This is a genomic window from Streptomyces sp. NPDC085481 (genome assembly GCF_044541845.1).
In the GTDB taxonomy this organism is placed as follows: domain Bacteria; phylum Actinomycetota; class Actinomycetes; order Streptomycetales; family Streptomycetaceae; genus Streptomyces.
The window spans coordinates 254227-278159 of the sequence record NZ_JBITTJ010000003.1 but is presented as its reverse complement, the minus strand read 5'-3'; the positions used below and the strand labels follow the sequence as shown (position 1 = coordinate 278159).

The following is a 23933-nucleotide window of genomic DNA, read 5'->3' as shown; positions in this document are numbered from 1 at the left end:
ACACCTCGGGCGGTGCCCCGAGAGGGGAGACGACATGGCCACCGAGGCCAAGGCGAACGGCGGCTATCTCGACATCCTGCGCGCGCCTCATGCGGCGCGCCTGTTGGCGGGCACCCTCGTCGGCCGGCTCCCCAACGGCACCGGGCCGATCGCGATCACGGTCTTCACCCGGGCCGAAGGCGGCAGCTACAGCCTGGCCGGCGGCCTCATCGCCGCGTACGGCCTCGCCACCGCGGTCGGCCAGCCCCTGCTGGGCCGCGCGGTCGACCTCAAGGGCCAGCCGCGGGTGCAGCTTCCCGCCGCCCTGATATCGGCCCTCGGTATGGCCGCCCTGGCCGTCACGGGCATCGGCAACCTGTTCCTCGCGTACGCCGCCGTCCTGGTGGCCGGGCTGTTCACGCCGCCTCTGGAGGGCGGTCTGCGGGCGCTGTGGCCGAGCGTGCTGGGCCGGGAGGAGCGGGTCCACCGGGCGTACGCCCTGGACGCCGTCGCCCAGGAGGTCATGTTCACGGTCGGGCCGCTGCTGCTGACCCTGCTCGTCTCGCTCTGGTCGCCTGCCGCGGCGCTGGTCGTGCTCAACCTGCTCGGGGTCCTGGGCGCCCTGTCGGTGGTCGTGTCCGAGCCCTCGCGCGCCTGGCGCTCCGCGCCGCGCGAGGCGCACTGGCTGGGAGCGCTGCGTTCGCCGGGGCTGCTGGCCCTGCTGGGCTCGTTCTTCTTCGTCGGCCTGGCTCTGGGCTCCATCACGGTCGCCGGTGTCGCCTACGCCGACGATCGTGGCGACGCGGCCGTGTACGGCTGGCTGATGGCGGCCCTGGGCCTCGGGGCTCTCATCGGCGGCGTGGCCTACGGTGCCCGCCAGTGGGCGGGGGCGCCCGAGCGGCGGCTGCGGGTCCTGGTGCTGCTGCTCGCGCTCGGCTATCTGCCGCTGATGCTGGTGCCGGGGCCGGTGGCGATGACCGCGCTGTCGGCGCTGGCGGGTGTGTTCCTGGCGCCCGCTCTCGCCTGTGCCTTCATCGTGGTGGACCGCCACGCGCCGGGCGGGACGGTCACCGAGGCGTTCTCCTGGCTCGTCACGACCTTCGGTGTCGGTGCGGCCCTGGGTTCGGCCGTATCCGGCCCCGCCGTCGAACTCTGGGGGACCCCGGCGGGTTTCGCCGTGGCCGGCGCCGGCGGCTTCGTCGCCTTCCTGGTCCTGCTGGCCACGGGCCGGGTGCTGGGTCCGCCGCCGGGGGTGCGACACGCCGTCAGCGGGGGCGCCGGGAGCGCCGTACCCGCGCAGAGGCAGGCCGAAAACAACCCGCACTCATCGGAAAATGATCGAAACGGGGCTGTCGAACCCGGTTTCAGCACACGCCTTCAGGCGTAATGTTCAGACATGGACCGCCGCATTTTCGGGCTGGAGAACGAGTACGGCGTCACGTGCACGTTCAGGGGACAGCGCCGACTGTCTCCTGACGAAGTGGCGCGCTACCTCTTCCGCCGTGTCGTGTCATGGGGCCGCAGCAGCAATGTCTTCCTGCGGAACGGCGCCCGCCTGTACCTGGACGTGGGTTCGCATCCGGAATACGCAACTCCCGAATGCGACAACGTGGTCGAACTGGTCACGCACGACAAGGCAGGCGAGCGCATTCTCGAAGGACTGCTCGTCGACGCGGAACGCCGCCTGCACGAGGAGGGAATCGCGGGCGACGTCTATCTCTTCAAGAACAACACGGACTCTGCGGGAAACTCCTACGGCTGCCACGAGAACTATCTGGTCGCCCGGCACGGTGAGTTCTCCCGGCTCGCGGACATCCTCATTCCCTTCCTCGTGACCCGCCAGCTCATCTGCGGCGCGGGAAAGGTGTTGCAGACCCCGCGCGGCGCCGTCTACTGCGTCTCCCAGCGGGCCGAGCACATCTGGGAGGGTGTCAGTTCCGCCACGACCCGTTCCCGCCCGATCATCAACACCCGCGACGAGCCGCACGCCGACGCCGAGCGCTACCGCAGGCTCCATGTCATCGTCGGCGACTCCAACATGTCCGAGACGACCATGCTGCTCAAGGTCGGTGCCACCGACCTCGTCCTGCGCATGATCGAGGCGGGCACGGTGATGCGCGACCTCACCCTGGAGAACCCGATCCGGGCCATCCGCGAGGTCAGCCACGACATCACCGGCCAGCGCAAGGTCCGGCTCGCCAGCGGCCGTGAGGCCTCCGCCCTGGAGGTCCAGCGGGAGTACTACGAGAAGGCCGCCGACTTCGTCGACCGGCGCGGCATCCGCACCGGCGTCGTCGCCCAGGTCCTCGAGCTGTGGGGCCGTACGCTCGACGCCATCGAGCAGGAGCAGCTCGACCGCATCGAGACCGAGATCGACTGGGTCATGAAGTACAAGCTCATCGAGCGGTACCGGGCCAAGCACAACATGACGATGTCGCACCCGCGGGTCGCCCAGATAGACCTCGCGTACCACGACATCCACCGCCGCCGCGGGCTGTACTACCTGCTGCAGAAGAACGGGCAGGCGGCCCGGATCTGCAACGACGTGAAGATCTTCGAGGGCAAGTCGGTGCCCCCGCAGACCACCAGGGCGCGGCTGCGCGGCGACTTCATCCGCCGTGCCCAGGAGCAGCGCCGGGACTTCACGGTCGACTGGGTCCACCTGAAGCTCAACGACCAGGCCCAGCGCACCGTGTTGTGCAAGGACCCGTTCCGTTCGGTCGACGACCGGGTGGAAAAGCTGATCGCCGGTATGTAGGACGGATTGCGGACGAGGGTGTCGGCCCCGCACGTTTCACGTGCGGGGCCGACGGCATCACAGGGTGGTCCCCTAGAGTGTCGGGACAACTACTGTGCCGTCTGAGATCTGAGGAACTAGTGCGCCGACTTGCCGGCCTGCTCGTCGTCCCGCTGCTGCTGCTCACCACAGCGGCCTGCGGCAGCGATGACAAGGGCTCCGATTCCGGTTCGATGAAGAACGGGCTGCCCGCCATCACGGCGGGTGAGAAGTTCGGGGAGAAGCCGACTCTCGCCAAGGGCGTCGGCGACCCGCCGAAGTCCCTCAAGGTCAACGTCATCAGCGAGGGTGACGGCGCGGTGACGAAGAAGGGCGACGCGATCCAGGTGAACTACCTGGGTCAGGCCTGGGACTCGACCACCCCCTTCGACAACAGCTTCGACCGGAAGCAGCCCTTCGATCTGACGCTGGGCGCCGGCCAGGTCATCAAGGGCTGGGACCAGGGCCTTGAGGGTCAGAAGGTCGGCAGCCGCGTCGAGATCGGCATTCCGCCGGAGCTCGGTTACGGAGCGCAGGGCCAGGGCGACATCAAGCCCAACGCGACCCTGGTGTTCGTGGTCGACATCCTGAAGGCCGTCACCATTCCGAAGTCCGCCACGGGCACCGAGGTCGCCCAGGACAACAAGGACCTGCCGAAGGTCGGCACCAACACGGACGGCAAGGCCCCCACGCTGACCGTCCCGAAGGTGAACCCGCCGACGAAGCTGGTCGCGAACTACGTCCTGGAGTCCAAGGGCGAGGTCGTCAAGGACAGCGACACGGTCGTCGTGAACTACGTCGCCGCCCTGTGGAAGGACGGCAAGGTCTTCGACTCGACGTACACCACGGGCCGTCCGGCCAACTTCCCGCTGCCCCAGCTGACCCTGAAGGGTCTGAAGGACGGCATCGTCGGCAAGAAGGTCGGCAGCCGCGTCCTGATCGTCGCCCCGCCGTCCGAGGCCTTCGGTGACCAGGAGAAGCAGGGCATCCCGAAGAACTCGACCCTGGTCTTCGCCGTCGACATCCTGGCGAAGATGTAAGACTGTCCTGGTCGCGCAGATCGACCGTCTGTGCGGTTCATAGTTGTTGAGGAGCACACTGCAGTGAGCATCGAGAAGCCCGAGGTCGACTTCCCGGGCGGCGAGCCGCCGGCCGACCTGGAGATCAAGGACATCTGGGAGGGCGACGGCGAGGTGGCCGAGGCCGGCGACCTCGTCCAGGTCCACTACGTGGGTGTGTCCTTCGACTCCGGCGAGGAGTTCGACGCCTCCTGGAACCGTGGCGGGCCGCTGGACTTCCAGCTGGGTGTCGGCATGGTCATCCAGGGCTGGGACAAGGGCGTGCAGGGCATGAAGGTCGGTGGCCGCCGCCAGCTGGTCATTCCCGCGCACCTCGCGTACGGCGACCGCGGCGCCGGTGGCAAGATCGGCCCCGGCGAGACGCTGATCTTCGTCTGCGACCTCGTGGGCGTCACCAAGCGCTGACCCGCGCGTACCCGACCGGCCGCGCTCGCGCGGTTCCGGTCCCGAGGGCCCCTGCCTCCACGGCGGGGGTCCTCGGCTTTTGCCGGGACACCCCGGGGCGGTACGGTCGACGTCCAGAAGTCAATCCGGCAGAAGAGGGTGCGGGGCGTCGATGGCGATTGCCAAGGCCGAGCGGCTGATGAATCTTGCGCTGTGCCTGCTCGGAACCCGCCGTCCGCTGAGCAAGCGGGAGCTCCGCGGCTCCATCGAGGCCTATCTGGAAGCGACCGGCGAGGACGCTTTCAACCGGATGTTCGAGCGCGACAAGGACGATCTGCGCGAGCTCGGCCTGGTCATCGAGACCGTGGAGAACCTGGACGGCGAGATCGGCTACCTCGCCCGCCGTGACTCCAACCGTCTGCCGGCCATCACCCTGGACGCCGAGGAGGCCGCCGCGCTCGGTCTGGCCGCCAAGGTGTGGCAGCAGGCCCGGCTGGCCGGGGCCGCGAGCGGCGCCCTGCAGAAGCTGCGCGCCGCCGGCATGCCGGAGGCGGAGGATTCGTACGACGTGCAGCACAGCGCTCTGGAGCCGCGCATCCCGGTCCACGAGGCCGCCTTCGAGCCGCTGATGCTGGCCTGTCGCGACCGCCGGCCGGTTGTCTTCGACTACCGCAAGGCCAACGCCGCCCGTCCCGAGACCCGGCAGGTCGAGCCGTGGACGCTGGAGTGCTGGCGCGGCCACTGGTACCTGGCGGGCTGGGACCGGGACCGGGGCGCCGAGCGGGTCTTCCGGCTGTCCCGTATCACCGGCAGGGTCCGCTCCCGGGCCGGCGCCTTCACGGCGCCCGTGCCCGATGTCGTCACGGTCCGGGAGACCGTGGAGAGCTGGGCGGGGGAGACCGCCACCCGCTCGGCCCGGATCCGGCTGCGGTCCGGCTCCGGCTATCCGCTGCGCGCCCGTGCCCAGTCCGTGCGGGAGGGCGGGGACGGCTGGGACGAGCTGGAGATTCCGTACGGGCACGGCCTCGACGCCTGGCTCGTGGAGTTCGGCCCCGATGTGGTGGTGCTGGAGCCCGCCGACCTGCGGGCGGATGTCGTGGAGCGGCTGCGCGCCGTGGCCAAGGGCTGAGGGGGAGAGGAACCATGGCGGCGAACGCGATCGACCAGACGAGGCGGATGCTCTCCCTCGTCACCTATCTCCGCGAGCGTCCCGGCGCGCATGTCGCCGACGTCGCGCGCGCCTTCGGGATCACCGAGGACGAGCTGATCTCGGACCTCGACGTGCTGCCCATGTGCGGGACCAGTTTCCGCGGCGGTGACCTGCTGGACATCGACACCGACGGTGACCGGATCTGGTGGCACAACCCCGACGACGTCGCGGCGCCGCTGCGGCTCGCTGCCGACGAGGCGACCGCCCTGCTGGTGGCGGCGCGCGCGGTGGCGACCCTGCCGGGGCTGCGCGAGAGCGACCGCGAGGCGCTGCTGCGGGCCACCGCCAAGCTGGAGGCGGCGGCCGGCGAGGCGGCCGGGGCGAGCTCCCGGCTGTCGGTGACCTTCGAGTCCGAGGGCGGGGTGTTCGCCGAGGTGGACCGGGCGATCTCCGAGCGGCGGCGGCTGTGGCTGCGCTACTACTCGCCCGCGCGGGACGAGCTGACCGAGCGCGAGGTGGACCCGATCCGGCTCTTCGCCGTCGGCCACACGTATATGGAGGCGTGGTGCCGGCTCTCGGAGGCGCGCCGTACCTTCCGGCTCGACCGGGTCGCCGAGATCCGGATCCTTCAGGATCCGGCGGCGCCGCCGGAGATCGAGCTGCGGGACCTGTCTGAGGGGCTCGTGCAGCCGTCCGCTGAGGACCCGGAGGTCGTCGTCGAGGTCGGCCCCGGTGGCCGCTGGGTCGCCGAGTACTACCCGCACGACCGGGCCGACGAGCTGCCCGACGGGGGTCTGCGGATCACCCTGCGCACGCCGGCGCCCGCCTCGCTGCGGCGGCTCGCGCTGCGGCTCGGCAGCGACGGGCGGATCGTCGCCCCGCAGGACCTCGCGGACAGCGCGCGGGAGGCGGCGACCGCCGCGCTGGCCGCGTACGAGGGCTGAGTAACAGGGGGGACGTGACGTTCCGGGGGGTCCGGACGCTGTTCCAGGTGAGAGGCACGCACGCACCACAGTGGGGAGAGTTGAGGGAAATGTCCGTGATGCCCGGTACTGTGGCGTCGGTCGCCCCGGTCTGCTTCAAGGCCGCCTGCCCCGACTGCCGTTCCCGCTTCGAACTCTCCGCGGGCGCCCTCAGGCTCGCCATCGGGGCCAGCCACCGCACCACCTTCTACTCCTTCACCTGCCCCGAGTGCGGCAGCTCCGTACGCAAACCGGCCGGGGAGCGGATCGTCGAACTCCTCACCGGCGGCGGCGTGAACACCCTGCGCCTGCACACCACCGGCTGACGCCCGGCGGCCGCGGGGCGTCTAGGCTCGGCACATGTTCTGGCCCATGCTCGCCATCGCCCTCGGCTTCCTCGGCATCGCCGTCCTCGGCGTCCTCGGTATCAAGGTCTTCCTGGAGGCCCAGCGCCTCGGCCGTCAGGTGGCCCACACCACACAGCGCATCAACCAGGCCGCCGAGGACCTGGAGCGGGCCGCGACGGGACTTGCCCGAACGGGCGAGGCCCTGCGCTGAACCCGGGGCGTACGGGCGAGGCCGCGCGCCGAATGCTTGCCGTACGCTGCGAGGAGCCCCCGCGGCCCGGGTTCGCGGGACGCCGGCGGGAGTATGCACAGGCATTGCCGCCCGTTTACTCCTGCGGGTTACGATCGCTTGCAGCGCGGTGGCCGGACGCATGTCCGACCCGCCGGGCACCGCACTCCTATTGTCGCCTCGGTGAAGAAGGTAAACAGCTATGGGTAGGCTCGGCCCCACCGAGATCATTCTCATTCTCGTCGTGATCATCCTGCTGTTCGGTGCCAAGAAGCTCCCGGACATGGCCCGTTCGCTGGGCAAGTCGGCCCGCATCCTCAAGAGCGAGGCCAAGGCGATGAAGTCCGACGACCAGCAGAGCGCGCCCGCCGACCCGCCCCACGCCGGCACCCAGGACCAGCAGCAGCCCGCGCCGCGCACCATCCAGGCCGCCCCCGGCGACGTGACCAGCTCGCGTCCCGTGACCGAGCCCACGGACACCACCAAGCGCTGACCCGGTCCGCCGCGGCCGTCGCACAGGGCGGCGGCTGCCGCACGAGATGAGGACGTGGGTTGCTCAAGTCTGCCCGCAAGCAGGAGAAGGATCCCGAGGGCCGGATGCCCCTCGTGGAGCACCTGCGTGAACTCCGCAACCGCCTCGCGAAGGGCCTGCTGGCCATCGCGGCGGTCACCGTCGTGGCCCTCGTGTACAGCGAGGACCTGATGCAGTTCCTGACGAAGTCGGTGCCCAAGTGCGGCCCCGGCGTCACGAGCGACGGCGGAAACTGCGCGATCGTGTCCTTCAACACGTTGATGGCGCCGTTCAGCACGACGATCCAGCTCAGCCTCACGACGGGTCTCGTCATCGCGAGCCCCGTCTGGCTGTACCAGCTCTGGGCGTTCGTCGCGCCCGGACTGCACAGGAACGAGAAGAAGTACACGTACGCGTTCGTCGGCGCCGCGGTCCCGCTCTTCGCGGCCGGCGCCTACCTCGCGTACCTCATCCTCCCCATCAGCGTGAAGGTGCTCATCAGCCTCACGCCGGGCGGCTCCGCCAACATCCTCTCGCTCGGTGACGTCCTCGACTTCACCCTGCGCATGGTGCTCGTCTTCGGCATCGCCTTCGAGCTCCCGCTCGTCCTGGTGATGCTCAACCTCACCGGAGTCCTCAGCGGCCGCCGCATGGCCCGCTGGTGGCGAGGCGTGATCATGGGCGTCTTCATCTTCGGCGCCGTGATCACCCCCACCACCGACCCCGTCGGCATGCTCGCCCTCGCGGGACCGATCACCGTCCTCTACCTGGCGGCCGTCGGGTTCTCGCTCCTCAACGACAAGCGGCGCCGGCGCAACAACCCCGACGCCGAACTCGACGACGACGAGGCCTCCCAGCTCGACCTCACCCCCGAGACCGTCGGTCAGACCGAGCCCGTCGGCGCCACCCGGGCCCTGCCCGAGCAGGCCACCGGCGAGGCGGACGGCGCGAGGTCGCAGCGGCTGAACGGATTCGACGACATCACCTGATCTTGCGGGGTCCCCCCAGCGCCCGTCCGGGGGACCCGCGATGACCAGCGAGATCACTCTTCATCGTCTTTCCCGCCGTGGGACGCGGCCGGGGCGCGCACGCCGCGCAGCCGGCCGCTCGTGCGTTCCGGGACGCCGGCTTCCGCGTCGATAAAGATCGCGTCACTGTCAGAGGTGACGGGTAGGCTCGACAACAAGATGACAGAGGACCTCACACCAGCCGAAGCGTACGCAGCTGCCCGCGCCCGCAACGCCGAGCAGGCCACCGCGCTGGCCCCCTTCCGCGAGATGTACGACTTCGGTCTCGACCCCTTCCAGATCGAGGCGTGCCAGGCACTGGAAGCGGGCAAGGGCGTGCTCGTCGCGGCACCCACGGGCTCCGGCAAGACCATCGTCGGCGAGTTCGCCGTCCACCTCGCCCTGCTCCAGGGGCGCAAGTGCTTCTACACGACGCCCATCAAGGCGTTGTCCAACCAGAAGTACGCCGATCTCGTCAGGCGGTACGGGAACGACAAGGTCGGCCTGCTCACCGGCGACAACAGTGTCAACGGGGACGCCCCGATCGTCGTCATGACCACCGAGGTCCTCCGCAACATGCTCTACGCGGGGTCCCAGGCGCTCTCCGGCCTCGGCTACGTCGTCATGGACGAGGTGCACTACCTCTCCGACCGCTTCCGCGGCGCCGTCTGGGAGGAAGTGATCATCCACCTCCCCGAGTCCGTGACCCTCGTGTCACTCTCCGCGACCGTCTCCAACGCCGAGGAGTTCGGCGACTGGCTCGACACGGTCCGCGGCGACACCGAGGTCATCGTCTCCGAGAGCCGCCCCGTGCCGCTGTGGCAGCACGTCCTGGCCGGCCGGCGGATGTACGACCTCTTCGAGGAGGAGACCGACCACGGCGGCCGCGGCGCCTCCCGCCGCGAGGTCAACCCCGACCTGCTCCGCCTTGCCCGCACCGAGAACTCGCGCACGTACAACCCGCGCGACCGGCGCCGCGGCAAGATGATCCGCGAGGCCGACCGCGAGCGCGAGCGCCGCCAGCGCTCCCGGATCTGGACGCCCGGCCGCCCCGAGGTCATCGAACGGCTCGACGCCGAGGGCCTGCTGCCCGCCATCACCTTCATCTTCAGCCGGGCCGGCTGCGAGTCCGCCGTCCAGCAGTGCCTCTACGCCGGGCTCCGGCTCAACGACGACGAGGGGCGCCGCCGCGTCCGCGAGATCGTCGAGGAGCGCACCGCCGCCATCCCCGGCGAGGACCTCCACGTCCTCGGCTACTACGAGTGGCTCGAGGGCCTGGAGCGGGGCATCGCCGCCCACCACGCGGGCATGCTCCCCACCTTCAAGGAAGTCGTCGAGGAGCTGTTCGTACGCGGCCTCGTCAAGGCCGTCTTCGCCACCGAGACCCTGGCGCTCGGCATCAACATGCCCGCCCGCTCCGTGGTCCTGGAGAAGCTCGTCAAGTGGAACGGCGAGCAGCACGCCGACATCACCCCCGGCGAGTACACCCAGCTCACCGGCCGCGCCGGCCGCCGCGGCATCGACATCGAGGGCCACGCCGTGGTCCTGTGGCAGCGCGGCATGGACCCCGGCCACCTCGCCGGCCTGGCCGGCACCCGCACGTACCCGCTGCGCTCCAGCTTCAAGCCCTCGTACAACATGGCGGTCAACCTCGTCGACCAGTTCGGGCGGCACCGCTCCCGCGAGCTCCTGGAGACCTCCTTCGCCCAGTTCCAGGCCGACCGCTCGGTCGTCGGGATCTCCCGGCAGGTGCAGAAGAACGAAGAGGGCCTGCAGGGCTACCGCGAGGGCATGACCTGTCACCTCGGCGACTTCGAGGAGTACGCGCGGCTGCGCCGCGAACTCAAGGACCGCGAGACCGATCTGGCCCGGCAGGGCGCCGCCCAGCGCCGGGCCCAGGCGGCCGCCTCCCTGGAGCGGCTCAAGGCCGGTGACGTCATCTACGTCCCGACCGGCAAGTTCGCCGGTCTCGCCCTCGTCCTCGACCCCGGCATCCCGGCCGGCCGGACCAACGGCCACCGCGGCTTCGAGCACCACGACGGGCCCCGTCCGCTGGTGCTCACCGCCGAGCGGCAGGTCAAGCGGCTCGCCTCGATGGACTTCCCCGTCCCCGTCGAGCCGCTGGAGCGGATGCGGATCCCGCGGTCCTTCAACCCGAAGTCCCCGCAGTCCCGGCGCGACCTCGCCTCCGCGCTGCGCACCAAGGCCGGGCACGTCAACCCCGAGCGGCACCGCAAGCAGCGTTCGGCCGCCGCCGACGACCGCGAGATCGCGCGGCTGCGCACCGAGATCCGTGCCCACCCCTGCCACGGTTGCGACGAGCGCGAGGACCACGCCCGCTGGGCCGAGCGCTACCACCGGCTGCAGCGCGACACCAAGCAGCTGGAGCGGCGCATCGAGGGCCGCACCAACACCATCGCCCGCACCTTCGACCGGATCGTCGCGCTCCTGACCGAGCTCGACTACCTGCGCGCCGACGACGTCACGGACAACGGCAAGCGGCTCGCCCGGCTCTACGGCGAACTCGACCTGCTGGCCAGCGAATGCCTGCGCGAGGGCGTGTGGGAGGGGCTCTCTCCGGCCGAACTCGCCGCCTGCGTCTCGGCGCTGGTCTTCGAGGCCCGGCAGTCCGACGACGCGGTCCCGCCCAAGCTGCCGACCGGCAACGCCAAGGCGGCGCTCGGCGAGATGGTGCGGATCTGGGGCCGGCTCGACGCACTGGAGGAGGAGTTCAAGCTCCACCAGGCCGAAGGCGTCGGTCAGCGCGAGCCCGACCTCGGCTTCGCCTGGGCCGCCTACCAGTGGGCCTCCGACAAGGGGCTCGACGAGGTGCTGCGCGAGGCCGAGATGCCCGCCGGCGACTTCGTCCGCTGGTGCAAGCAGGTCATCGACGTCCTCGGCCAGATCGCGGCCGCGGCGCCCAGGGAGAACAGCACGGTCGCGAAGAACGCGCGGAAGGCGGTGGACAGCCTGCTGAGGGGTGTCGTCGCCTACAGCTCGGTCGGCTGACGGTGAACTGACGGAGGTTCTCCACAGGGCGTTTTCCACAGGGGTGGCGGAGGGTCGGTCCCTTCCGCTTCCATGAACCCGTACAGCAGTCGTACAGCGAGTCGTACAGCTGATCGGGGCCATGGGGCACAGGGGCCACCACGCAACTCCTGCGGAAGGAAACGCACTTGACCACGCAAGCCGGTCCGTCCGCCGTCGCCACCACGACGGCGGACGGGCGGAAGACCGTACCGGGACCGCGCGGCGTACCCGGGCTGGGGAACCTGCCGGAGTTCGGCAAGAACCCGCTCGCCTTCTTCGAACGGCTGCGTGAGCGCGGGGACTTCGTCCGCTGGCGCTTCGGCCGGACCCCCGCCCTGTTCATCGCCCACCCGGAGACCATCGGCGAACTCCTCACCCAGGTCGAGCGGACCTTCGACCAGCCCGACCTCGGGATCGCCTTCCGTACCCTGCTCGGCGAAGGGGTCGTGGTCTCCAAGGGAGCCGACTGGCGGCGCAAGCGCTCCCTCGTCCAGCCCTCCGTCCGGCCCCGGCAGGTCAAGTCCTACGCGGCCACCATGGCCGAATGCGCCGTCGGCCTCGCCGAGCGGTGGAGCGACGGCCAGCGGGTCGACATCAAGAAGGAGATGGCCGCCCTCACCCAGCTCATCGCCGTCCGCACCATCTTCGGCGTCGACACCGCCGCCGACGCCGAGGCCATCGGGCAGGCCATGGACGTCGCCCAGAAGGAGATCGGCGCCGAGTTCAGCGGCATCGGCGCCCTGCTGCCCGACTGGGTGCCCACCCCGGGGCGGGCCCGCGTGAAGCGGGCCACGGCCGTCATCGACGCCGAGGTCTCCCGGGTCGTCGCCCGCCACCGGGACGGCGACGGCGATCGACCCGACCTGCTCAGCCGCCTCCTCACCGCCCAGGACGAGACTGGCGCGCACCTCTCCGACCGGGAGATCCGCGACGAGACCGTCACGCTCTACATCGGCGGTCACGAGACGACCAGCTCCACCCTCGTCTGGGCCTGGTACCTCCTCTCCCGTAACCCGAGAGTCGCCGAGGCCCTCGGCTCGGAGCTCGACCGGGTGCTCGGCGACCGCGACCCGGATTTCGACGACTACGCCGAACTCGCCTACACCCAGGCCGTGGTGAAGGAGACCCTGCGCCTGTTCCCCACCATCTGGCTCATCACCGCCATAGCCAAGGAGGGCGCCACCCTCGGCGGCGCCCCCGTGGCGGCCGGCACGCGAGTCTGGAGCAGCCAGTGGGCCACGCACCGGGACGGGCGGTGGTACCGGGACCCGCTGGAGTTCCGCCCCGAGCGCTGGATCGGCGGCGATGGCGAAGGTGCCGCCGCCGACTCCGAGGAGATACCGGAGTACGCCTGGTATCCCTTCGGGGGCGGCCCCCGCGTCTGCCTCGGCACCCGCTTCGCCATGGTCGAAGCCGTACTGATCCTGGCCGTCCTGGCCCGCCGCTTCCGGCTCGACCTCGACCCCGGCGAGATTCATCCGGTGCCGGGCCTCACCCTGCAGCCGGACCGCGACGTCCTCGCCACGGTGCGCGCACGGTAGCGGCGGGGCGGGGCGCTGGGCGGGGTCGAGGCCCTTGCGGTGTAGGGCCTGTCCGGCGTCAGGTGGCGAGCGCCACTGCGACTGCGCGGAGGTCCGGTGCCCGGAGCACCCGGTCGCCGAAGCCCGGTAGGGGGACGTACAGCGCGGCCGTCCAGCGGGCGGGGATGGCGTCCGGGCCGTACACCGCGCCCGCCAGGGTGCCGGTGACGGCGGCGACCGTATCGGTGTCGCCGCCGAGGTCGACGGCCGCGGCGATGGCCGCCTCGTACGACGTGGTCGTACGCAGCGCCCACAGCGCGGAACCGAGGCAGGGCCAGACGGCGCCGTTGAACTCCGTGGCGTCGTCGGGGTGCCAGTCGGGAGCGAGGACCACGGCCCACCGCGCCCGATGTGCTTCCACCACCTCGGCCAGGGCTCCGGGTACGGCGGCGAGGGGGTCGTCGCCGAGCAGGGCGACGCGTACCAGCTCATGGAGGACTGCCGTGCCCTCCCAGGCGGCGCGGTCGCCGTGCGTGAGGGCCGCGATCCGCCGGGCCGCGGCCATGGTGGCGGCTCGGCCGGCGGAGGCGAAGTAGACCGCCGGGGTGGCGGCCCGCATCAGCGAACCGTTGCCCGCCGCACGGCCGTTGAGCTGGTAGTGCAGGGCGGCCGCGGTGTCCCAGGGGTCGCCACCGAGGAGGACGGCTTCGGTCTGGAGCCCGATGTCCTTGGGGTCGGCCGCGGCCCAGCGCTGGAAGCGGCTGAAGAGGTCCGGAAGGTCGAGGCCGTTGCGTTCGAGCAGCGACTCCGCGATGAGTACGCCCATCTGCGTGTCGTCCGTGGCCTCTCCGGGGTCCCAGCCCCCGCCCCCGCACATCTCGCCGATGCCGTCCGGGAAGCGGTCGCTGAACACCCCCGGCAGCCCGAACTCGAACGGCGCGCCCAGCGCGTCCCCGGCAGCGGATCCCCATATGGCCCCGACGGCCCGTTCCACGGTCAGCATGTCGTGGCTCAGCCTAGGGCGTCGCTCGTCTGTGGTGCGCGTGCCTTTGCCGAGCGGGCTGCGCGGATCGCGAGGAAGACGAGGAGGGCGAAGGGGGAGAGGAGGATCGTCAGGAGGAGGAGCGGGCCCGTCAGGAAGGGGGAGAGGGCGAGGCGGCGGGACTCGCGGTAGATCCACTGGCCGAGGAGGAGGTCCCAGGCGATGACCTGGGCCCAGATCGCGCCCGCGCCGTTCGCGAGGGCGGTGAGGTCGCGGAAGGTGTCGAGGTCCGGGCTGCTGACGGCGGTCCACAGTTCGGGGAGAACGGGAGCCACGAGGACCAGGTAGACGGCCAGGACCGGGAGGACGGTCAGCGGGGACGCGGCGATGCGGTCGGTCAGGGGGCGGCCCGGCGCCAGGATCATCAGGAGCCAGATCGGGGCGGCGAGGAGGAAGGTCAGTTCGAAGAGGAGGCCGGTCATGCCGCGAGCTCCAGGTGCCGGGTGCGCAGGGAGAGTGCGGTGGCCGCCGCGGTGAGGATCGTGACGGTGGCGGCCGCGGTGAGGGTCGGGGCGTCGGGGGAGAGGAGGGGCTGGCCGCGCAGGGCCTGCCAGGTGAGGAGGAGGAAGGCCGCGGCGTAGGCGGCGGAGGCGACGAGGGTCAGGCGGAGGCGGATCTGGGCGTCGGCCAGGCGGGCGAAGCGCGGGGCCAGCGCGGAGAGGGCGAGGAGGAGCAGGGGGATCAGCTGGAGGGCGTGCATGCCGAAGAAGTGCGCGATGCGCAGGTCGCCGCCGGTGGTGGACCAGCCGGTGAGGGGCATGCCGGGGCCGCCGTCGGGGACGCCGACGCTGTGGGCGCCGACGATCGCGGGGTCGTCCTGGGCGAGCTGGTCCGGGGTCGGGGGGACCATCACGAAGCCGATGGACGCGCCCGCCAGTGCGATGAGCGAGGAGAGCCGCACGGCCCAGGCGGTGGCGCGGTCCAGGATGCGGGCGCGCAGCAGCAGGACGGCGATGACGAGTGCGGCGAGCCAGAGGACGACGACGGTCATCCCCATCGTCTGGAAGAGGGCCGCGTCGAACGGGGTCGCCTGGTTGAAGTGGCTCTGCTTGCCGCGGACGACCTGCAGGGTGATGAGCGCCATCTCGAGGAGGCTGGCCGCGGTGAGGACGGTGCCGGCCCACCAGCCGACCCGGCGGGCGCGAGAGCCGCCGGGCAGGAGGGAGAGCATCCATGCGAGCGAGAGCGCGTACGCGATGAACGAGACCGAGAACTTGAACGGCTTGGCCCAGATCGGCGCGCCGACCAGGATCCGGTCGTCGAGGAGCAACCCGCCTGCGGAGACGAGGGCGAGGACGACCATCGACGCGGCGAACCAGACCAGGGGCCGGTGGAGTGTGCGGAGCTGTGGTGCCGAGGACATGGGAATTCCCCCCGTGGGATGCGTGAGACCCAGAATAGATAGCGGCACTTGCCGCTATCTGATAGCGCCACTATCTATGATGGAGGGGCCGGTCGGCAAGACCGGAGCGAGACCGGGAAGGTGAACACGCGGTGCGCATCGGAGAGTTGAGTCGCAGGACCGGAGTGTCCGTGCCGACGATCAAGTACTACGTACGGGAAGGGCTGTTGCCCGCCGGGCGGTTGACGAGCCCGAACCAGGCCTCGTACGAGGAGGCGCACGTCCAGCGCCTCCGCCTCATCCGCGCGCTGCTCGACGTCGGCGGCCTGTCGGTGGCGGGTGTCCGTGAGGTCATCGAGGCCGTCGACGATCCGGACCGGTCGGTGCACAAGCTGCTGGGCGCGGCGGCCGACCGCGTGGTGCCGCGATACGAGGGCGAGCAGGGGGGCGGTATCGTCGCCGCCCGCTCGGCCGTGGCCGAGCTGGTCGACCGCCGCGGCTGGGACACCCACCCCAAGGCCCCCGCCGCCGAGGCCCTCGCGGTCGCCCTCGCCGCGCTCGAGAACGTCGGCCACGGCTCGTTCGCCGAGGTCCTGGACACCTACGCCGACGCGGCGGAACGCGTGGCCGAAGCCGACCTCGACTACGTGGCCCGCAACGTGGTGCGCGAGGAACTGGTGGAAAGCGTGATCGTCGGCACGGTCCTGGGCGACGCGATCTTCGCGGCCCTGCGCCGACTCGCCCATATCGACGCCTCGCGCCGCCTGTTCGGCGGCGAAGCGTGAGCCTGTAGGCGCGACCGCGTAGGCGCGAGCCCGTAGGCACGACCGCGTGGGCACGACCGCGTGGGCACGCCGAAGGGGCGGGAGCTCAAGGCTCCCGCCCCTTCGGTGTGTTCAGTGGCGCGTCAGTTCTCCTGCTCGCGCTCCACCTGCTCGTTCCAATCGCGCTTGATCGCGCGCCAGGCCTCGTCCGTCTTGCCCAGCCGCCAGTAGCCCGAGATCGACAGGCGCTCGCGCGGCACCTCGCGCTCCAGGCGGAGGTGACGGCGCAGCTCCTTCACGAAGCCGGCCTCGCCGTGCACGAAGGCGTGGACGTCGCCGGCCGGGAAGTCCAGGGTGCGGACGGCGGCGAGCAGCGCCTCGCCCGCCGGGCGGGAGCCGCGGTGCAGCCAGGTGACCTCCACGCCCGCCGCGGTCGTGAACTTCTGCTCCTCGGCGGCGTCCGCGACCTCCAGGAAGGCGCGCACCGTCGAGCCCTCCGGCAGCCGCTCCAGGGCGACCGCAACGGCCGGCAGGGCGCTCTCGTCGCCGACCAGGAGGTGCCAGTCCGCCGTCGCGTCCGGGGCGTAGCCGCCGCCAGGGCCGAGCATGCGCACCGTGTCGCCCGCCTGCGCCCGCGCCGCCCACGGGCCGGCCAGGCCCTCGTCGCCGTGGACCACGAAGTCGATGGTCAGCTCACGGTGGACCGCATCCCAGGCCCGTACCGTGTACGTCCGCGTCGTCGGCCACTGCTCGCGCGGGAACTCCGCCCGGATCCGCTCCATGTCGAAGGGCTCCGGGTAGCTCACCCCCTCCGGCGCGAACAGCAGCTTCACGTAGTGGTCGGTGTAGTCACCGAGCTCGAAGGCATCGAGTCCCGGGCCGCCGAGCACCAGGCGCACCATGTGCGGGGTGATCCGCTCCGTGCGTACCACCTGTGCCTCGTGGGCCCTCGGTGCCTTGCGTGCGGGCTGTTCTGCCACGTCGGTCTCCCCGTTCCCGGTCTGAAAACTTAGGTTTGCCTAAGTTAGCACCCCGGGGTGGGGCGAGCCCAGGGGCCCTGGCAGCGCGCTGCCCGCCTCGGGGCCCCGGGGGCGGCCCTTCAGCGCCTCACGGGCACCCCGCAGCACCTCACGGGTGCCCTCTGCACCTCAGGGGCACGCCTCAGCACGTCAGGCGCACCTCTCAGCGCTCAAGCACCGGAAGCAGTCGTCCCACCGCCCCGCCGAGTCCCCACCGCGTCACCAGCGCGGACAGTGCCTCCGGGTCCCGGGGCGCCGACGGCAGGGCAGGGGAGAACTCCGGCAGCGGCACGTCCTTGGCCACCCGCACCACCGTCGGTGCCACGTCGAGATACTCCGCCGCCTCCACGATGCCCCGCCGCTTCGCCGGCGTCAGCTTCGACGTCCGGTCGACCGCCGCCGCCCGCACGCCCGCCAGATCCCCGTACTCCGTGATCAGCTGCGCCGCCGTCTTCTCGCCGATGCCCCTGACCCCCGGCAGCCCGTCGCTCGCGTCGCCGCGCAGCGCCGCGAAGTCCGCGTACTGGTCGGCCCGCACCCCGTACTTCGTCAGGATCAGCTCGTCGTCCACCAGATCGCAGTCGCCGACGCCCTTGCGCGGATACAGCACCCGCACCCCGCGCCCGTCGTCCACCAGCTGGAACAGGTCACGGTCGCCGGTGACGATGTCCACCGGGCCGCCGGCGCGGGCGGTCAGCGTGCCGATCACGTCGTCCGCCTCGAAGCCCGCAGAGCCGACCCGGGCGATCCCCAGCGCGTCGAGCACCTCCTCGATCACCGGCACCTGCGGCGCCAGCGTGTCCGGGATCTCCTCCTCGTCCGGCCCGACCTCCGTCAGCTCGGCCACCCGGTGCGCCTTGTACGAGGGGATGAGGTCCACCCGCCACTGCGGCCGCCAGTCCGCGTCCCAGCAGGCCACCAGCTCGTCCGGCCGGTGGTCCTGGACGAGCCGGGCGATGAAGTCGAGCAGGCCGCGCACGGCGTTGACCGGGGTCCCGTCCGGCGCGCGGACCGAGTCCGGCACGCCGAAGTACGCGCGGAAGTAGAGGCTGGCGGTGTCGAGGAGCATCAGGCGTCGCGTCACACCCCGATCATGCCGCACCCCACCGACAACACCCCCCATCAGGCGTGACGCCGGTCACCTTCGCGTTTGCCCGGGGAAAGCGGGGGCAGGCGCGAGCCCGGAGCGGACCCGGTACGGGATTCAACGAAGGATTCCCTGTACACGACGGGTGACGCGGGCAGATCCCGTCCCGCTCCACGGCCCGGCTGCGGGGGTGGCGGGCCGTTTTTCGTTGCAACCCGTGAGGTGTATGTGTCCAGGCTCCAGGCCGACCACCTGTACAAGGTGTTCGGCAGACGACCCGACGAAGCCGTCCGCAAACTCGCTGCCACCGACGAGGCAGCTGCCGACCGCGACGCCCTGCGCGCCGACGGCACGACGGCGGCCGTGATCGACGCGTCCTTCACCGTCGAACCCGGCCAGATCTTCGTCGTCATGGGTCTGTCGGGGTCCGGCAAGTCCACCCTCCTGCGCATGCTGAACGGCCTGCTCACCCCCACCGCGGGCCGTGTCCTCTTCGACGGCCGCGACCTCACCGCGCTCGCCCCCCGCGAGCTGCGCACCGTGCGGTCCACGAAGATCAGCATGGTCTTCCAGCACTTCGCCCTCTTCCCGCACCGCAGCGTCCTCGAGAACGCCGGCTACGGCCTCGAGGTCCAGGGCGTCCCGCGCGACGAGCGCGAGCGGCGCGCCGCCGAGGCCCTCGAGCTGTGCGGACTCGCCGGCTGGGAGAAGTCCTGGCCCGACGAGCTGTCCGGCGGCATGCAGCAGCGCGTGGGCCTCGCCCGCGCCCTCGCCACCGACGCAGACCTGCTCCTCATGGACGAGTCGTTCAGCGCGCTCGACCCGCTGATCCGCCGCGACATGCAGGACCAGCTCCTCGTGCTCCAGCAGAAGCTGAAGAAGACCATCGTCTTCATCACCCACGACCTCAACGAGGCCATGCGCCTCGGCGACCGCATCGCCGTCATGCGCGACGGCCGGATCGTCCAGCTCGGCACCGCCGAGGACATCCTGGTCCGCCCCGCCAACGACTACGTCGCCTCCTTCATCCAGGACGTCGACCGCACCCGCGTGCTCACCGCCGCCGCCGTGATGGAGCCCGCCGGGGCCCCCGTCCCCGCGGACCGGCCCTCCGTCGGCCCGGACACGCCCCTCGCCGAGCTGTGCGCCGTCTCCGCGCGCGCCGCGCACCCCGTGCCCGTCAAGGACGAGGACGGCACCGTCCTCGGAGTCGTACCGCAGGAGCGGCTGCTCGCCGCCATGGGCGGTCTCACCGGTCAGGAGGTGACCGCACATGCCTAGGCTTCCCCTCGGCCAGTGGGTCGACAGCACCGTCGACTGGCTCCAGGCCCAGCTGTCCTGGCTCTTCGACGCGATCAGCACCGCCGTCACCGGCCTCTACGACGGCATCGACGCCGTCCTGTCCGCGCCCCAGCCGCTGCTCTTCGCCGGCATGCTCGCCGTCGTCGCCTGGTGGCTGCGCGGCCTGACCGCCGGCGCGCTCGCCTTCGCCGGCCTCGCGCTCGTCGACTCGATCGAGCTGTGGGACGAGGCGATGGCGACGCTCTCGCTCGTGCTCGTCGCCACCCTCGTCACCCTGGTCATCGCCGTGCCGCTCGGCATCTGGGCGGCCCGTTCCAAGACCGTCAGCGCCGTGCTGCGCCCGGTCCTGGACTTCATGCAGACGATGCCCGCGATGGTCTACCTCATCCCCGGCATCATCTTCTTCGGCGTCGGCGTGGTCCCCGGCATCATCGCCACCATCGTCTTCGCCCTGCCGCCCGGCGTCCGCATGACCGAGCTCGGCATCCGGCAGGTCGACGGCGAACTCGTCGAGGCCGCCGAGGCCTTCGGCACCACCCCGCGCAACACGCTGCTGCGGGTCCAGCTGCCGCTCGCGCTGCCCACGATCATGGCCGGCGTCAACCAGGTGATCATGCTCGGCCTGTCCATGGTCGTCATCGCCGGCATGGTCGGCGGCGGCGGACTCGGCGGCGCCGTCTACCGCGCCATCGGCAACGTCGACATCGGCCTCGGCTTCGAGGCCGGCATCTCCATCGTCATCCTCGCCATGTACCTCGACCGGATGACCGGCGCCCTCGGCCGCCAGGTCTCCCCGCTCGGCCGCCGCGCCGCCGCCAAGGCGCGCGCAGCGAGCGCCGCGCGCGCCGGCGCGCGCATCTGGGGCCACCGCCCCCAGCCCGTCACCGCCCTCGTCGGCGTCGTCGTCCTCGCGCTCGTCGCCGGCGGCATGGGCTTCCTCGGCGGCTCCGGCGGCGCCTCCTCCACCACCGCGTCCGGGCCCAACACCGGCCACGGCAAGAAGATCAGCCTCGGCTACATCCCGTGGGACGAAGGCATCGCCTCCACGTTCCTGTGGAAGGAGCTCCTGGAGCGGCGCGGTTACGAGGTCGAGACCCGGCAGCTGGAGGCCGGCGCTCTCTATACCGGCCTCGCCGGCGGCCAGATCGACTTCCAGACCGACTCCTGGCTGCCCGTCACCCACGCCCAGTACTGGGAGAAGTACCGGAACAAGCTCGAGGACCTCGGCTCCTGGTATGGCCCCACTTCCCTGGAGCTCAGCGTCCCCTCGTACATGAAGGACGTGAACACCCTCGCCGACCTCAAGGGCAAGGCCGGGGCGTACAAGGGCCGGATCGTCGGCATCGAGCCCAGCGCCGGAATGATGGGCATCCTCAAGGACAAGGTCCTGAAGGAGTACGGCCTCGAGGGCGAGTACAAGGTCGTCGACGGCTCCACGCCCGGCATGCTGGCCGAACTCAAGCGCGCGTACGACAAGAAGGAGCCGATCGCGGTCACCCTCTGGTCGCCGCACTGGGCCTACTCCACGTACGACCTCAAGAAGCTGAAGGACCCCAAGGGCAGCTGGGGCAAGGGCGACGGCGTGCACACCCTCGCCCGTAAGGGCTTCGCCCAGGACAACCCCGAGGTCGGCACCTGGCTGAAGAACTTCAAGCTCAGCGAGAAGGAGCTGACCGGCCTGGAAGCCGTCATCCAGGAGACCGGCAAGGGCAAGGAGCAGGACGCCGTCCGCACCTGGCTCGACCGGAACCCGGGCGTCGCGGAGCGCCTCGCGCCCCAGTAGGGCTCGCCCCTCCTCCTCGGGCTCGCCCCCGACAGGGCTCGTGCCCCGGCAGGGGACGAGTCGACTTCGCTCCGAGAAGGGGTGGTCGCCGAAAGTGTTCGGCGACCACCCCTTTTCGCCACGACGCGAAACCCCGCCCCAAAGCTGCGTAAGGTTCAGATAACCGACCAGTACGCGTGAGGCACGAGACACGAGGGAGGGGGCCGACATGGACGACAAGGAGTCGCTGCGGGTGGGCGCGGCCGTCAAGAGGCGCCGCAGGGCGCTCCAGCTGACGCTGGCCGTCGTCGCCCAGCGCAGCGGCCTGTCCGTGCCCTTCCTGAGCCAGGTCGAGAACGAGCGGGCCCGCCCCAGCGACCGCTCCCTCCAGCGCGTCGCCGAGGCCCTGGAGACCACCGCCGCCGAACTGCTCGCCGCCGCAGAGGCGGCCCGCACCGTGGACGTCGTACGCTCCGACGAGGAACTGTGGCAGATGCCGCCCGGCGTACGGCCGCTGGTCCGCGGCCGGCACCAGCTGCAGGCCCTCGAGTTCACCGGCGAGCAGGACGCCGGCCGTGAATTCCTGCACCGCAACGACGAGTTGCTGTACGTGGCCGACGGCGCCGCCGAGATCGAGGCCGAAGGCCGCGCGTACCGCCTGGAACGCGGAGACACGCTCTACCTCTCCGGCGGGGTACGCCACCGCTGGCGGGCCACACTGCCCGGCACCCGGCTGGTGTTCGTCTCCGTCGCCGACCACATCGAGGCCGCCGAGGCATGAGGGTCGTCTCCCTGGTGCCCTCCCTCACCGAGGCCGTCGCCGTCTCCGCGCCCGGCACGCTGGTCGGCGTCACCGACTGGTGCACGCACCCGGCGGACCTCGGCGGCGCGGTGCGGATCGGCGGCACCAAGAACCCGGACACGGCCGCCGTCGCCGCCCTCCGCCCCGACCTCGTCATCGCCAACGAGGAGGAGAACCGGGCGCCCGACCTCGACGCCCTGCGGGCCGCCGGGCTCGACGTCCTCGTCACCGAGATCCGCGGCCTCGACCAGGCCTTCGCCGAACTGGAGCGGGTCCTGGACGCGTGCGGGGTCCGCGGCGCGCCGCGGTGGCTGGACGAGGCTCGGGCCGCCTGGGCGGAGGTCGGGGCCGGGGCCTGGGATCCGCCCCGTACGGCTGTGGTCCCCGTGTGGCGCCGCCCCTGGATGGTGCTCGGTCGTGACACCTTCGCCGGTGATCTGCTGGGTCGGCTCGGTGTGCGAAACCTCTACGCCGAGCATTCCGAGCGCTATCCGCGCGTCGCGCTCGACGAGCTGACCGGCGCATCGCCCGAGCTCGTCGTCCTGCCCGACGAGCCGTACCGCTTCACGCGCGACGACGGCCCCGAGGCCTTCCCCGGGGTCGCCGCGGCGCTCGTCGACGGACGGCACCTCACCTGGTACGGGCCGTCACTGGCCGAGGCGCCTCGCTCGCTCGCCCGGGACCTGCGAGCAGCGCTCCGCTGAGCAGCCCGCGCAGGGTGTGTGCGCCGGCCACCAGCCAGGCCGCGACCAGGAGCACGTACAGCCCGATCGCCAGCCAGCGGAACACCGCGAGCCCGGTGTGCTGGGCGAGACCCTCGGCGCCGGTCACACAGGTGCCGACCGGGAAGGTGAAGGCCCAGAAGGTCATCGCGAAGCCCATGCCCCGGCGCCGGGCCCGCACCACCAGCGCCCCGGCCAGTGCCAGCCACAGCAGCGCGAAGCCCGTCACCGGCACGCCGAACAGCACCGCGAAGACGGTGAAACCGTGGTCGTACGGGGCGGGCAGCACGCCCTGCGCGGCGTCGGCGAACTTGTTCGCGGCGGTCGTCGACTGGCCGAGCGGGCCGAGGACGAGGAACAGGGTGGGGGTGAGCGCCAGGGGCAGGGGACCGTCGATGACGAGGCGTCCGAAGACCAGCGGCAGCATCACGAGCGTCGCGAGCAGGCTGACGCCGAACATCGCGTGACAGAGGATCAGCAGGGTCTGCTGGGCCTGGCCCGTGGGCAGATGGGGGATGAGGAGGGGCCCCAGCGCGGCGGAGACCATGGGGGCGACCACGGGCAGGAGCCAGGTGGGGGAGGCGCCCTCGATCCGGTGACGGGTGATCATCAGGTACGGGATGGCGACCGCGGCCGCCAGGCCGATGACCGTCCCGGACGTGAAGAGTGCGACGTCCACGGTGACGGCCGCCTGGGTTCCGATCCAGTCCCGCCCGACGAGCATCGTGCCGCCGCCGACGGCCAGCAGGGCCATCGAGAGGCAGCCGTAGAACGGCGCCATCGCCGGGTCGAGCAGATGGGCGCGGGCCTGGTCGCGGTGGTGCACCCAGTGCAGGGCGCGGGCGCCTAGCAGCGCCAGGAGCATGGCGGAGGAAAGCGCCCACACGAAGGTGCAGGCGGTACGCAGTCCCGGCACGTGGACGGGGAGGGTCGCGCCGGCGTTGGCGACGATGGCGGTGCCCATGACCGGGGCGTACCAGTGGGGTCCGAGGTGACGGACCGGGGTCCACCGTGCGCCGGGGGTGGTGGCGACGGGGACGGGCCGAGAGGGAGCAAGTGTTGCCATGCGTCGACTCTCGCGCCCGGACAAGGCCCCCACCAGGGACATCGCGACTAT

At 71.4% G+C, this 23933-nt stretch carries 23 protein-coding genes and 1 pseudogene; 18 read left to right on the top strand and 6 right to left on the bottom strand.

Annotated elements, in window-relative coordinates; translation table 11 throughout:
• Window positions 1–34: 34 nt before the first annotated feature.
• The 13 genes and pseudogenes from ACIGEZ_RS10055 (at window position 35) to ACIGEZ_RS09995 (ending at window position 12995) form a co-directional block, all read left to right on the top strand.
• Window positions 35–1366 carry an MFS transporter gene (locus ACIGEZ_RS10055; protein WP_399828293.1) on the top strand — a complete coding sequence of 444 codons (1332 nt, stop codon included), beginning with the start codon at window positions 35–37 and terminating at the stop codon, window positions 1364–1366.
• Between the two features lie 9 nt (window positions 1367–1375).
• Window positions 1376–2737 carry a Pup--protein ligase gene (gene pafA / locus ACIGEZ_RS10050; protein WP_399828291.1) on the top strand — a complete coding sequence of 454 codons (1362 nt, stop codon included), beginning with the start codon at window positions 1376–1378 and terminating at the stop codon, window positions 2735–2737.
• 119 nt (window positions 2738–2856) lie between these two features.
• Entirely contained in the window at window positions 2857–3795 is a 939-nt protein-coding gene (locus tag ACIGEZ_RS10045) for an FKBP-type peptidyl-prolyl cis-trans isomerase (protein ID WP_399828287.1), read from the top strand.
• 63 nt (window positions 3796–3858) lie between these two features.
• Entirely contained in the window at window positions 3859–4239 is a 381-nt protein-coding gene (locus ACIGEZ_RS10040) for an FKBP-type peptidyl-prolyl cis-trans isomerase (RefSeq protein WP_399828285.1), read from the top strand.
• Window positions 4240–4390: 151 nt separating this feature from the next.
• Window positions 4391–5347: a helix-turn-helix transcriptional regulator gene (locus tag ACIGEZ_RS10035; protein WP_399828282.1), complete on the top strand. Its 957-nt coding sequence runs from the start codon at window positions 4391–4393 to the stop codon at window positions 5345–5347.
• Between the two features lie 14 nt (window positions 5348–5361).
• The gene (locus ACIGEZ_RS10030) at window positions 5362–6312 is read left to right on the top strand and encodes a helix-turn-helix transcriptional regulator (protein ID WP_399828280.1); all 951 of its coding nucleotides are present in this window, start codon (window positions 5362–5364) and stop codon (window positions 6310–6312) included.
• Window positions 6313–6410: 98 nt separating this feature from the next.
• Window positions 6411–6656 carry a hypothetical protein gene (locus tag ACIGEZ_RS10025; RefSeq protein ID WP_399828277.1) on the top strand — a complete coding sequence of 82 codons (246 nt, stop codon included), beginning with the start codon at window positions 6411–6413 and terminating at the stop codon, window positions 6654–6656.
• A gap of 34 nt (window positions 6657–6690) precedes the next feature.
• Window positions 6691–6888, top strand: coding sequence for a hypothetical protein (locus ACIGEZ_RS10020; RefSeq protein WP_399828275.1), 198 nt, complete (start codon window positions 6691–6693; stop codon window positions 6886–6888).
• A 220-nt stretch (window positions 6889–7108) separates the two neighbouring features.
• Window positions 7109–7399 (top strand): Sec-independent protein translocase subunit TatA, encoded by a 291-nt coding sequence (gene tatA, locus ACIGEZ_RS10015; RefSeq protein WP_399828273.1) that lies wholly within the window; start codon window positions 7109–7111, stop codon window positions 7397–7399.
• 104 nt (window positions 7400–7503) lie between these two features.
• A complete protein-coding gene (tatC, locus tag ACIGEZ_RS10010; protein ID WP_399828690.1) occupies window positions 7504–8406 on the top strand; it encodes a twin-arginine translocase subunit TatC in 903 nt (300 codons plus the stop codon).
• Between the two features lie 40 nt (window positions 8407–8446).
• A pseudogene (locus ACIGEZ_RS10005) lies at window positions 8447–8555 on the top strand (sphingosine kinase); the annotation flags it as partial.
• Between the two features lie 49 nt (window positions 8556–8604).
• A complete protein-coding gene (locus ACIGEZ_RS10000) occupies window positions 8605–11433 on the top strand; it encodes a DEAD/DEAH box helicase (RefSeq protein WP_399828270.1) in 2829 nt (942 codons plus the stop codon).
• Between the two features lie 167 nt (window positions 11434–11600).
• Window positions 11601–12995, top strand: coding sequence for a cytochrome P450 (locus ACIGEZ_RS09995; RefSeq protein WP_399828268.1), 1395 nt, complete (start codon window positions 11601–11603; stop codon window positions 12993–12995).
• Between the two features lie 58 nt (window positions 12996–13053).
• On the opposite strand, the gene ACIGEZ_RS09990 is transcribed toward ACIGEZ_RS09995, so the two are convergent.
• Genes ACIGEZ_RS09990 through ACIGEZ_RS09980 form a run of 3 tightly spaced genes read right to left on the bottom strand, consistent with a single transcriptional unit; the run spans window position 13054 to window position 15379 of the window.
• Window positions 13054–13977 (bottom strand): ADP-ribosylglycohydrolase family protein, encoded by a 924-nt coding sequence (locus ACIGEZ_RS09990; RefSeq protein ID WP_399828265.1) that lies wholly within the window; start codon window positions 13975–13977, stop codon window positions 13054–13056.
• 8 nt (window positions 13978–13985) lie between these two features.
• On the bottom strand, window positions 13986–14438 hold the full coding sequence (locus tag ACIGEZ_RS09985; protein ID WP_399828262.1) for an ABA4-like family protein: 453 nt from the start codon (window positions 14436–14438) through the stop codon (window positions 13986–13988).
• On the bottom strand, window positions 14435–15379 hold the full coding sequence (locus tag ACIGEZ_RS09980) for a hypothetical protein (protein ID WP_399828259.1): 945 nt from the start codon (window positions 15377–15379) through the stop codon (window positions 14435–14437). The genes ACIGEZ_RS09985 and ACIGEZ_RS09980 overlap by 4 nt, the downstream gene beginning before the upstream one ends.
• A 131-nt stretch (window positions 15380–15510) precedes the next feature.
• On the opposite strand from ACIGEZ_RS09980, the gene ACIGEZ_RS09975 reads away from it, so the two are divergent.
• Window positions 15511–16143, top strand: coding sequence for a MerR family transcriptional regulator (locus ACIGEZ_RS09975; protein WP_399828256.1), 633 nt, complete (start codon window positions 15511–15513; stop codon window positions 16141–16143).
• Between the two features lie 122 nt (window positions 16144–16265).
• Here the strand turns inward: ACIGEZ_RS09975 and ACIGEZ_RS09970 are convergent, their stop codons facing one another.
• Both ACIGEZ_RS09970 and ACIGEZ_RS09965 read right to left on the bottom strand, forming a co-directional pair.
• The gene (locus tag ACIGEZ_RS09970; protein WP_399828254.1) at window positions 16266–17102 is read right to left on the bottom strand and encodes a siderophore-interacting protein; all 837 of its coding nucleotides are present in this window, start codon (window positions 17100–17102) and stop codon (window positions 16266–16268) included.
• A gap of 202 nt (window positions 17103–17304) precedes the next feature.
• Window positions 17305–18210 (bottom strand): 5'-3' exonuclease H3TH domain-containing protein, encoded by a 906-nt coding sequence (locus ACIGEZ_RS09965; RefSeq protein ID WP_399828687.1) that lies wholly within the window; start codon window positions 18208–18210, stop codon window positions 17305–17307.
• 246 nt (window positions 18211–18456) lie between these two features.
• Here ACIGEZ_RS09965 and ACIGEZ_RS09960 point away from each other — a divergent pair, with 246 nt between their 5' ends.
• From ACIGEZ_RS09960 to ACIGEZ_RS09945, 4 genes are all read left to right on the top strand, one after another.
• Window positions 18457–19509: a glycine betaine/L-proline ABC transporter ATP-binding protein gene (locus tag ACIGEZ_RS09960; RefSeq protein ID WP_399828253.1), complete on the top strand. Its 1053-nt coding sequence runs from the start codon at window positions 18457–18459 to the stop codon at window positions 19507–19509.
• On the top strand, window positions 19502–21313 hold the full coding sequence (locus ACIGEZ_RS09955) for an ABC transporter permease/substrate binding protein (protein ID WP_399828251.1): 1812 nt from the start codon (window positions 19502–19504) through the stop codon (window positions 21311–21313). The genes ACIGEZ_RS09960 and ACIGEZ_RS09955 overlap by 8 nt, the downstream gene beginning before the upstream one ends.
• Before the next feature lie 208 nt (window positions 21314–21521).
• Entirely contained in the window at window positions 21522–22073 is a 552-nt protein-coding gene (locus ACIGEZ_RS09950) for a helix-turn-helix domain-containing protein (RefSeq protein WP_399828248.1), read from the top strand.
• On the top strand, window positions 22070–22798 hold the full coding sequence (locus ACIGEZ_RS09945) for a helical backbone metal receptor (RefSeq protein ID WP_399828246.1): 729 nt from the start codon (window positions 22070–22072) through the stop codon (window positions 22796–22798). The genes ACIGEZ_RS09950 and ACIGEZ_RS09945 overlap by 4 nt, the downstream gene beginning before the upstream one ends.
• Here the strand turns inward: ACIGEZ_RS09945 and ACIGEZ_RS09940 are convergent.
• Window positions 22725–23882, bottom strand: coding sequence for a TDT family transporter (locus ACIGEZ_RS09940; protein ID WP_399828243.1), 1158 nt, complete (start codon window positions 23880–23882; stop codon window positions 22725–22727). The two genes, ACIGEZ_RS09945 and ACIGEZ_RS09940, sit on opposite strands and share 74 nt — an antisense overlap.
• Between the last annotated feature and the right edge of the window lie 51 nt (window positions 23883–23933).